This window comes from Leisingera sp. ANG-S5, assembly GCF_000813925.1.
Classification (GTDB): Bacteria; Pseudomonadota; Alphaproteobacteria; order Rhodobacterales; family Rhodobacteraceae; genus Leisingera.
Genome location: NZ_JWLH01000019.1, coordinates 65,607 through 75,230, shown reverse-complemented (window position 1 = coordinate 75,230; position 9,624 = coordinate 65,607). Strand labels below are relative to the sequence as shown.

Genomic DNA, 9,624 nt, shown 5'->3' with positions numbered 1-9,624 from the left:
CGTACTTCTTCTTCCAGCGGTAATAGGTCTGTTCAGTCACGCCAATCTGCCGGATCGCATCCAGACGCGGCATTCCTTGCGCGGTCAGTATTTCAACCTGCCGCAACTTCGTGACAATCTCTTATGGCTTTGGTCGCTTGTTGGCCATGCGTTTCCTCCGTTTTACTAAACATAGCGGAGGACCACTTCAGTGGGGGAAGACCAGGTTTCCCCATAAAAGTGTGTGAGTCACATATATAAATGACCCCTTCCAAATCAAGTGTGTGAGTCACATATTGTCCGTATGACGGATGATTCACGGCGGACTGCGAATTTACTGGGGGCGGCGGTGCTCTGCCTGCACGATGAGCTGAAGACGGTTCTGGCGAGGCAGTTCCACCGCTCCGGAGAAGGGCCGGCGGCGCTTTGCGCGCTCGGCCACCAGCCAGGTTTGTCGAATGACGCACTGAGCCTGCTTTTGGATCTCACCCATACGGGCACGGTGCGCCTGATCGACAGGCTGGCCGAGGACGGCCTTGTCAGACGACAGGCGGCGGAGCACGACAAGCGCAGCATTGCGCTTTATCTCACAGTAGCCGGCCAAGCCGCTCGGGAGAACATACTGCGCGAGCGGCTGGCCGCACTGGAGGCAGTGACCGGCAGCCTGTCCGCTGACGAACAATAGGACCTGGCCCGGCTGCTGGAAAAACTGCTGCAAGCTGCTGCCGGTGACGACACGCACAAGCTGCGGACCTGCCGGCTGTGCGACAGCCGCGCCTGCACAAATTGCCCGATACTGGTGCCTGTAAGCGGGGCGGACTGAAGCGCCATGCAATAGTGCCAGGCTTTGTCGCGCGAACGTCGAGGGGGATTGCCCTCGTTAATCCAGCGTGGCAGCCCAATTTGCCGGATCAGATACCTGTCGGCGGAGAAACCGGTTCGGTATTACGTAGTCCAGAACTAGTCTGTGCAGAAAGCCAGTAGCGGGCTGCAGCCAGGGTTCTAACCGGTCTGATAGCCCCGGACGTAAGCCCAAGTGGCATCTGCTATGCGGCTTCTGAGCGCCTGGCGGCTGCTGTCCAGAATTGCAGGTTTGCCGATCAGCAAACTTGCAAACCCATGCACCATTGCCCACAAAGGCGTTCCGAATTCATGCGGGTCCAGATGGCCGAGGCCTTGTGCCTTCATTATCCCCGTCAGTTCTTCAATGAAGGTGTTGTATGTCGCGTTGCTGGCCACGCGCGCGACATCAGTGGTATCCTGGTTGCGGGCCGCCGCCCACATGAGGTGAAACAGTTCGGGATTGTCCGAGCCGAACTCAGCATAGGCGCAGCCACCAGCAATCAGGCTTTCAATTGAGTGCTTCGGATGTTTGCCAAAGGCAGTAATCTTGGCCTTTGACAATCTTCGGAAGCCTTCGGCGGCGACATTTGCCAGAAGCTCATCCCGGTCCTTGAAGTGCCGGTAGGGTGCGCCGCTCGAAACTTGGGCGGCGCGAGCGGCATCGGCGACGCTAACGTCCTCAACCCGCCTGTCCCGGATCATTTCAATGGTTGCATCGATCAGGGCGGTCTTGAGACCACCGTGATGGAATTTCTTCTTGGATTGCGGCTCAGTCATCGGGTTCCCTTGAGCGGTTGCGGCGGCTGCCAATTTCTACTCCATCAGCTTCTTGAAAGTAAGAGTATCTTACACCATGTTGGCAGCACTCGATATAAGTAAGAGATACTTATTTGCCGCCAAGGAGCACGCCATGCCTATAACATCGCAGAAACAGTATTTTCGCGGCTGGCCTGTAGCCACAGTCTTTGGCCTGGCGGTTTTCGCTGGCAGCGCGGTGGCAGTTCAGACATTGCACGCACGTGCAGTCAAGGCCGAGGGCGGCAGCATTGGGGAACCCGCAATTGCGTTAACTGGGCAGCTGACGGTCGACGATGGCTATGTCATCCGGGAAAGTTTTGCGGGACGGGTCGAGCCTGCCCGCCAAACACTCGCTGCGGCGGAGCGCGCCGGGCTGATAGAAGAGATCCTGGTGGAAGAGGGCAGCCAAGTGGCTCAGGGTCAGATGCTGGCCCGATTGGATGCAAAGCCGCTGCAAATCGAACGCACGCGGCTGGCTGCGGAACGGGCGGGGTTGAACGCCGAAATAGAGCTGGCCCGGCGCACCGCGGCGCGGCGGGCGAAACTGGCCGGTGAGGGCTGGGCGAGCAGCCAGATCAATGATGAGGCGCAGTTTTCCCTAGCAGCTCTCAAGGCACGCAGAGATGCGCTGGATGCTGCTATTGCCTTGGTGGAGCTGGATATCGAGAAATCTGTGGTGGCTGCTCCTTACGCCGGGCGTATCGCCGCGCGGCTGGCGGACGAAGGCGCAGTCGTCAATGCAGGCACTCCAATTGTTCAGTTGCAGGAAACCAGCCGGCCTCAAGCCCGCATCGGTGTTCCTCCTGACCGGGCCGCGGCGCTTCGGGTATCGCAAGTGCTTGAGCTGGAATATCTGGGCCAGCAACTCCAAGGCCGGGTAGTTGCCGTTTCCAGAGATATGGATCACGCCACGCGCACTGTTGCAGTTCTGGTTGACTTGCCGGCGGACACGCAGTTGGCCATGGGGCAGATGGTGCGGCTGCAGATGGAGCGGCGGGTTCCGGGCCGCGGTGCCTGGGTTGGCCTAACAGCGCTGAGTGATGCGGGCAACGGTCTCTGGTCGGTGCTGACGGTGGTAGAAATGGAAGGGGCGCAGATCATCAGCCGAGAGGCTGCTGAAGTTCTGCATGTTGAAAACGGGCGTGCATTTGTCCGCGGCACATTTGCCGGTGGTGCTCTGTATGTCCGGTCCGGAGCGCATAAGTTCAGCAACGGCCAGGCCGTCACCATAGCTGGCGGGAGCTGACCATGGAAACGTATCTGTACCGCCGCCCTCGCATTCTGATCCTCGCGCTTCTCGTCATCGCATCGCTAGGGGCTATTGCCTTTCAGTCCATCGGGCGGCAGGAAGATCCAACGATCACCAATCTTTTTGCAACGGTGATAACACCTTATCCTGGAGCCGATCCGGCCCGGGTCGAAGCGCTGGTTACAGAGAAAATCGAAGCTGAACTGCGAGAGATTTCGGAGGTCGACGTGATTTCTTCGGTATCGCGGACGGGAATTTCAACTGTGCAGATCGAGCTGTCGGACTTCACTCCGGATGCTCGGATCGAACAGGTCTGGTCGGAAGTGCGCGATGCGCTGGCGGACGCTGGGCGGGAATTGCCCCGCGGCGTGCCGGAGCCGGAATTCGACAACGACCGGGTTGGTGCCTTTACGATGCTGGCTTCTATCACGGCGGCTGGCGGGGCGGAGGCCGCCCCTGGTATCCTTGGCAGGTATGCGGAGGATCTTCAGGAGCGCCTGCGCCAAGTTCCCAATACCAAGCTGGTGGCCCTTTACGGCGAAGCGACGGAGGAGATCCGCGTCGAGGTTGATGCGGATGCGCTGGCATCTCTGGGGCTGACACCGGGCGCAGTGGCGAACCGTATCGCGCAGGCCGACGCCAAGGTGCCGGCCGGGCAGGTTCGCGGCAGTGCCTCCGACTATCTGGTCGAGCTGGCGGGGGAGATCGACGGTCTGGCACGGATCCGGAACATCCCGTTGCGGACCGCAGCAACGGGGCAAGCGGTCCGGGTTGGCGACGTTGCTGCCGTGCTGCGGACCGAACAGATGCCAGCTGCGGCGCTGGCTTATGTCAATGGCCGACGCGCGGTGCTGGTTGGCGCCAAGACCGAAGACGACCGGCAAGTTGATGTTTGGGCCGACGCAGCCCGGGCAGAAATCGAGGAGATGAAGGCTGAGCTGCCTGGCGGCTTGCATCTTGAGCTGCTGTTCGATCAAAGCAGATATACCGCACAGCGTCTGACCGAAGTCGCGGTGAACATGGCCGTTGGTGTGGCGCTGGTGATTGCGGTCCTGTTCGTGTCGATGGGCTGGCGCTCTGCTCTGATTGTTGGCGCCATGCTGCCGCTGACCAGCCTGATGTCTCTGACAATTCTTGAGATGCTGGGCATGACCATCCACCAGATGTCGGTTACCGGGCTGATCGTGGCGCTGGGTCTCTTGGTCGATGCAGCCATCGTGACCACAGATGAGGTCCGTCAGCGGCTTCAGGCGGGGGTTCCGGCGCAAGCCGCCGTTGGCGGCGCGGTGCGGCGGCTGGCACTGCCGCTTTTGGCCTCGACCGTCACCACGGTTTTGGCCTTTGTGCCAATGATGGTGCTGCCCGGGCCTCCCGGCGACTTTGTTGGTGCAATCGCAGTCTCGGTTATCGTCATGCTGGTCTGCTCGCTGCTGCTGGCTCTGACGGTCACCCCCGCCATCGCGGGACTTGCGCTGAGCGATGGGCGCGAAGGCCAGGCATGGTGGCAATCAGGGATCCGGAGCAAAGCAGCCGACCGCCTGTTCGATGCCAGCCTGGCCGCGGCGCTGAACTGGCCGCGGCTGGCAATGTTGTGTGCTGCGGCGCCGGCCGTTGTTGCCTTCCTGTCATTTCCGACACTTCGTCCGCAGTTCTTCCCCGAAGTGGATCGCGACCAGTTCCATGTGCAGGTGGAACTGGCTGACGGCAGCGCGATCGAGCAAACACGGGACGCGGCGATTGCCGCCGACAAGGTTCTGAACCGGGTCGAAGGTATTACCCAGGTTCAGTGGGTCGTGGGACGCAGTGCGCCTGCATTCTACTACAACATGCTGAACAACAGGGACAATGACGCGCTCTTTGCGGAGGCGCTGGTGACTACAGTTTCTCCGGAGGCGACGGCCCGGGTTATTCCGGAACTGCAAAGAACGCTCGATACCGCCTTGCCGCAGGCACGCGTCCTGGTGCGCGGCCTGAAGCAAGGGCCCCCGGTTGATGCTCCGCTTGAGCTGCGGCTTGTCGGACCGGACCTGAAAGTGCTCCGCGCCCTGGGCGAAGAAGCCCGCGTGCGGATGGCCGGTGTGGACAGTGTGATTCACAGCCGCACTGTGCTGGCCGGCGGAGCCGCTAAGCTGCTCTTCGATCTTGATGAGGACAAGGTACGGCTTGCCGGGTTGAGCCTGAACGATGTGGCTGGGCAATTGCAGGGTTTTTCAGAAGGTGCCTTGGGCGGATCTCTGGTGGAAGGGGCCGAGGAACTGCCGGTGCGTGTGCGTTTGTCCGGTCCGGAGCGGGCTGCCGCTGACAAGCTAGCGGCGCTGCAAATCGTGCCTCCAGGTGCTCAGCAGCTGGCGGCTGCCAATCCGGGCATTCCGCTTCTGGCGCTCGGCGGTTTGCGGCTGGAACCTTCTGACAGCCCGATTGCCCGCCGCAACGGCGAGCGCGTGAACGCGGTTCAGGGGTTCCTGGCTCATGGCGTGCTTCCGGATATGGCTCTTTCCGAGTTCCAGCAGGTCTTGGCCAAAGATCCAATCGAATTGCCGCCTGGTTACCGCATTGAGTGGGGCGGCGAAGGGGACGCGCGGGAGGAGACAATCCGTAATCTCATGTCGGTCATGGGGCTGGTGGTGGTGGCGACGGTTGCTACTGTTGTACTGACCTTCAATTCTTGGCGGCTAAGCGGTGTGGTCCTTGTGGTAGCAGGTCTGTCGATGGGGTTGAGCCTGCTGCCGCTGGAAGTATTTTCCTACGCTTTCGGTATCCAGGCGCTGATCGGGGTGATCGGAGCAATCGGAGTGTCGATCAACGCAGCTATCATCATCGTGACTGCCCTGCAGGAAGACCGGGCAGCTTCGCGCGGAGACCGGGATGCGATCCGTGGCGTGGTGATGCGTTCTAGCCGACATATCATTTCAACAACGATAACTACTTTCGGGGGTTTCCTGCCGCTGATCCTGGCCGGGGGCGGGTTCTGGCCGCCTTTCGCTGTTTCGATTGCCGGCGGTGTGCTGCTGTCTTCGATTGTCTCGCTTTACTTTGTGCCGCCTGCCTTCAGCCTGCTTGCAGGGCGGAAACCGCGGGCCGGAGTTGTGCCGGTGCCGACGGCGGGCTCGCCGGTGGCGGCGGAGTGATCGATCCGGCTTGAACCGCACCCGCTGCTTGCAGCGGCGGGCAGCGCCAGGGCTGGAGCAATGGATGCCAGGCCCCGGAGTTGGTATAAGACTTTGCGGCGCCTTAAGTTGGAGACTGTGCGATTTCAGAGTGGAGCAAAGCAGATGCAAAGCTAATACGCGATCAGCTCAAGCGGATTCTCGAAGCCCCGGAGTTTGCGCAAGGGCCACGGCAGAAAAGGTTTCTGAGCTATATCGTCGAGGCCGTGCTTGAGGGGCGCGATGCAGAACTTTCTCAATTTTCTCTTGGCGTGGACGTATTTGACCGCGATGCCTCCTTCGATCCGGCAATCGACGCGATTGTCCGGGTGGAAGCTGGGCGGCTCCGGTCAAAATTAACCGAATACTACACCGGGCGCGGCCTGAAGGACGCCGTACTGATCGACTTGCCGAAAGGCGGCTACGCACCGCGTTTGCGGGTTCTGAGGCGGGAACCGGAAAGCACGCCGCAGCTGCGGATCCGACTTGCGTTTCGGACTTGGGCTGCGCTCATGCTGCTATGCGCCTTGGCTGGCATGGTTTTGTTGGTTGTCCAATGGCGGGCAGATGATCTTGCCCGCCGGCCGGCCCGGGGACCGCAGCCCTCCATCGCCGTCCTGCCGTTCGACAATATGGGCGCGCGGCCTGAGCAGGCGTATTTCAGTGATGGCATCACCGAGGACATCATAACCGATCTTTCGATCATTCCCGAGCTGACGGTGATCGCACGGCACTCCACCTACGCCTACAAGGACCGGCCTGTTGCCATCCGCGACGTGGCACGTGATCTTAACGTATCACATGTCCTGGAGGGCAGTGTGCGCAAGGAGGGCAGTATGTTGCGGATCACGGCCCAGCTGATTGACGCGGCCTCCGGAGCGCATGTCTGGGCAAGCCGGTATGACAGGAGCACCGGCGACGTGTTCGCGGTGCAGACTGATGTCGCCCGCAAGGTGGCTGCTGCGCTTGAGATTGCCTTGACGCGGCAGGCGGAAGCCCAGCTGGCCCGCCGCGGCACGTCTAGCATCATCGCTCAGGATGCCTATCTGCAAGGCCGGGAAAGCTTCTACCAGTTTACCCGGGCTGGAGTGAACCGAGCAGTGGAGCTGTTTGGAGCATCCATCGAAGCGGATCCTGAATATGCTGACGCTTATGCCTGGAAGTCACGCGCCCTTGTCTATGCTGTTATTGCGGGATTTGTTACGTCAAAGTCTGAGACAATTGGCAATGCCATTGAACTTGCACGTAAATCGACCCGCCTAGATAGCTCGTTGCCGATGGGTCATGCAAATCTGGCTTGGGCGCTGCGCTGGGACGGGCAATACGAAGCTGCGGCGGAGGCAATCGGCCAGGCTGTGGCGCTCAACCCGAACTTCGCTGAAGCATATGTTTGGCAGTCGCTTATCTTGTCTGCACTGGGCAGAGGCGATGAGGCATTGGCGGCAATTGAAAGAAGCATGGCTCTCAACCCGCATTATGGCGTGACTTCAATCTTTGCTTATGGGCGGGCGCAGCTGGCGCTTGGCAGGCCGATAGCAGCTTTGGGGGCATTTGATCGCGGTATCCGGCGCAATCCGGAGTTTCTGCCCAACCATGTTTTCAAGGTCCATGTGCTGGAGCTGTCGGATGAAAAGGCGGCGGTAACGGCGCGCCAGGCAATGGAGGAAATTAACCCTGGTTACGCCGCGAGCGCGGCCTATCGGTATTACCTGGAAGAACTGCCGCAATAGTCTCTGACGCCAGTAGGTTCCTGCGCCAGAGACTTTTATTGGCGGGGTCAGCCTGTCTGTGCTGTGCTGCCTGGCTGCGCGGTTGGTGCGCCTCGGATCAACCGGGCGAAAATCATCACGTGAGTGACCAAAAGAACCGGCACGATGAAAGTCGGGATGAACCAGGTTACGCCAAGCTGCGGTATTGCCTCAGCCTGCCGCAGCGCATTGACCAGATCAATAAAGCCGAAGAGATTGAAGATCCAGGCAAAGCCAATGGCGACTGAAGCCCCTGAGCGAAGCAGGAGGAAAGCGAGCAGGGCAAACACCGCACTGGCAAGGTCGCCATAAGCCGCAGCTGCGGCAAAGTCGCTTGGTAAAGCGTCGCCAACGAGACCTGGCACCTGAAAGCTCATTCCGATGTGGCGGATAGTGTGCGGCAGAACAAGAATAGCCAAGGCGGCGTGGTGCGCGAATCCCGACAGCCACGGAGCGATGTAAACCCGGGCGATAACTGAGACAACAACAATACTGAAGATCAGCTGAAGTCCAAAGATGGCTTCCAGTGGCATGGTGTTTCCTTTCCTTGAGAGGCTGCTCCTATTCCGGGCAGCAGATTCCCGCGGGCACCGGATGGCTCAGGTGCAGCGTGGATCATTGCGAACAGGAATATTGTCGGGGCTAAGGTGGACGGTTTGTAGTTTAAGGGAGTTAGTAACGGGTAAGGCGGCTTGGTTTCCCGCCACCGGACGAGCTGCCGGTGCCAAGTACCTGAGAGAGCGGACTGAAATCCACGCTGCGTGCGATGTCACTCAGGTGCGACGCAACCATTTGAAATCGTGTCAATAAGCTTTCAATCTCGATGATTTTGAGCAGGAGTGCGGCCTGCCGTTAACGGTTAGTAACTTCGGTTTCAGGTGCCTCAGCCCCCATTCTTCTACGTGAGCGGAACCCATGTTCACCAGTCGCCGTTGGCAACGTTTAAAGCGGCGCGGATCACCCCCTGAAGCGCCTTGGGTTCCGTTTCGGGGGGCACTTGTTTTGCATCCAGGAGGCTGCACCATGGCAAAGCAGAAACGGATACTCACCCGATACGGGCCTTGGGCGGTCGTCACAGGCGCTTCATCCGGTATCGGCAAAGCAATTGCCGCCTATCTTGCGGCCGAAGGCTTTGACCTGATCCTGGTTGCGCGGCGCGGAGGTCACTTGAGCGCCTTGGCTGAACAGTTGTTGGCGCAGCATAAGACCGACGTACGTATCGTAGTCGCCGATCTGGCAACCCATGCCGGAGCGCAATCGGTGCAAGATGCGGCAGCCGGTCTAGAAGTAAGTCTTTTGATAAATAACGCAGGCCGGGAGGATTCGGGGCCGTTCCTTAGCAGCAGTATTGATGCTGCGCTTATGACGCTGGATCTTAACGCGCGCGCCCCGCTTCTGCTCTCCCACCATTTCGCGCAAGACATGGCGAAGAGGTCGCGTGGCGGCATCGTATTCCTTTCCTCGATTGTTGCCTTTCAGGGCGTACCCCTGATCGCCAATTACGCAGCAACAAAAGCCTACGATCTGATCCTGAGCGAAAGCTTGGCAGCAGAGCTGGAGCCGGCGGGTATCGATGTGCTCGCGATTGCGCCGGGATTCACCGACACCAAGCTGTCGCCGGATTTTGAATTTTCGGGAACAAAGTTCAAGCCAATGGCCCCGGAAGCGGTTGCTGCAGCGATCGAAGCGATCGGGCGCCATCGCCTGGCTGTTCCAGGGAAGGGAAATTCTCTGCTTTATCATCTGAGTAAACGTCTGATGAGCCGCAAGGCTGCCACTCGGGCCTTTGGCAATGTGTTTCGGACCGTGCTGAGAAACAAACTCCGTCACCCTTCAGAAGAAGACGCGGCATAACAGGACA

General features: G+C 59.8%; 8 protein-coding genes. 5 read left to right on the top strand and 3 right to left on the bottom strand.

Going from position 1 to position 9,624, the window contains the following annotated elements; genetic code table 11:
- On the bottom strand, positions 1 to 118 hold a 118-nt coding region (locus tag RA25_RS23345; protein WP_446720388.1), incomplete at its 3' end, for a helix-turn-helix domain-containing protein.
- Between the two features lie 165 nt (positions 119 to 283).
- On the opposite strand from RA25_RS23345, the gene RA25_RS20000 reads away from it, so the two are divergent.
- Positions 284 to 664 (top strand): MarR family winged helix-turn-helix transcriptional regulator, encoded by a 381-nt coding sequence (locus tag RA25_RS20000; protein ID WP_052254318.1) that lies wholly within the window; start codon positions 284 to 286, stop codon positions 662 to 664.
- A 317-nt stretch (positions 665 to 981) separates the two neighbouring features.
- On the opposite strand, the gene RA25_RS19995 is transcribed toward RA25_RS20000, so the two are convergent.
- Positions 982 to 1,599 (bottom strand): TetR/AcrR family transcriptional regulator, encoded by a 618-nt coding sequence (locus RA25_RS19995; RefSeq protein WP_039174673.1) that lies wholly within the window; start codon positions 1,597 to 1,599, stop codon positions 982 to 984.
- Between the two features lie 133 nt (positions 1,600 to 1,732).
- Between RA25_RS19995 and RA25_RS19990 the strand changes: the two genes are divergently transcribed.
- From RA25_RS19990 to RA25_RS22245, 3 genes are all read left to right on the top strand, one after another.
- Positions 1,733 to 2,866 carry an efflux RND transporter periplasmic adaptor subunit gene (locus tag RA25_RS19990; protein ID WP_039174672.1) on the top strand — a complete coding sequence of 378 codons (1,134 nt, stop codon included), beginning with the start codon at positions 1,733 to 1,735 and terminating at the stop codon, positions 2,864 to 2,866.
- Between the two features lie 2 nt (positions 2,867 to 2,868).
- Entirely contained in the window at positions 2,869 to 5,997 is a 3,129-nt protein-coding gene (locus RA25_RS19985) for an efflux RND transporter permease subunit (protein ID WP_039174671.1), read from the top strand.
- 245 nt (positions 5,998 to 6,242) lie between these two features.
- Positions 6,243 to 7,745, top strand: a complete 1,503-nt coding sequence (locus RA25_RS22245) for a tetratricopeptide repeat protein (RefSeq protein WP_152612253.1) — start codon at positions 6,243 to 6,245, stop codon at positions 7,743 to 7,745.
- 47 nt (positions 7,746 to 7,792) lie between these two features.
- On the opposite strand, the gene RA25_RS19975 is transcribed toward RA25_RS22245, so the two are convergent.
- Entirely contained in the window at positions 7,793 to 8,296 is a 504-nt protein-coding gene (locus RA25_RS19975) for a hypothetical protein (protein WP_039174670.1), read from the bottom strand.
- Between the two features lie 490 nt (positions 8,297 to 8,786).
- On the opposite strand from RA25_RS19975, the gene RA25_RS22515 reads away from it, so the two are divergent.
- Positions 8,787 to 9,617 (top strand): SDR family NAD(P)-dependent oxidoreductase, encoded by an 831-nt coding sequence (locus RA25_RS22515; RefSeq protein ID WP_193747996.1) that lies wholly within the window; start codon positions 8,787 to 8,789, stop codon positions 9,615 to 9,617.
- Positions 9,618 to 9,624 lie beyond the last annotated feature (7 nt).

Bases quoted from the DNA above. Each gene is read 5' to 3' on its own strand.
- RA25_RS19985 (WP_039174671.1), top strand. From the start codon at position 2,869: ATGGAAACGTATCTGTACCGCCGCCCTCGCATTCTGATCCTCGCGCTT.
- RA25_RS20000 (WP_052254318.1), top strand. From the start codon at position 284: ATGACGGATGATTCACGGCGGACTGCGAATTTACTGGGGGCGGCGGTG.
- RA25_RS22515 (WP_193747996.1), top strand. From the start codon at position 8,787: ATGGCAAAGCAGAAACGGATACTCACCCGATACGGGCCTTGGGCGGTC.
- RA25_RS19975 (WP_039174670.1), bottom strand. From the start codon at position 8,296: ATGCCACTGGAAGCCATCTTTGGACTTCAGCTGATCTTCAGTATTGTT.
- RA25_RS19990 (WP_039174672.1), top strand. From the start codon at position 1,733: ATGCCTATAACATCGCAGAAACAGTATTTTCGCGGCTGGCCTGTAGCC.
- RA25_RS19995 (WP_039174673.1), bottom strand. From the start codon at position 1,599: ATGACTGAGCCGCAATCCAAGAAGAAATTCCATCACGGTGGTCTCAAG.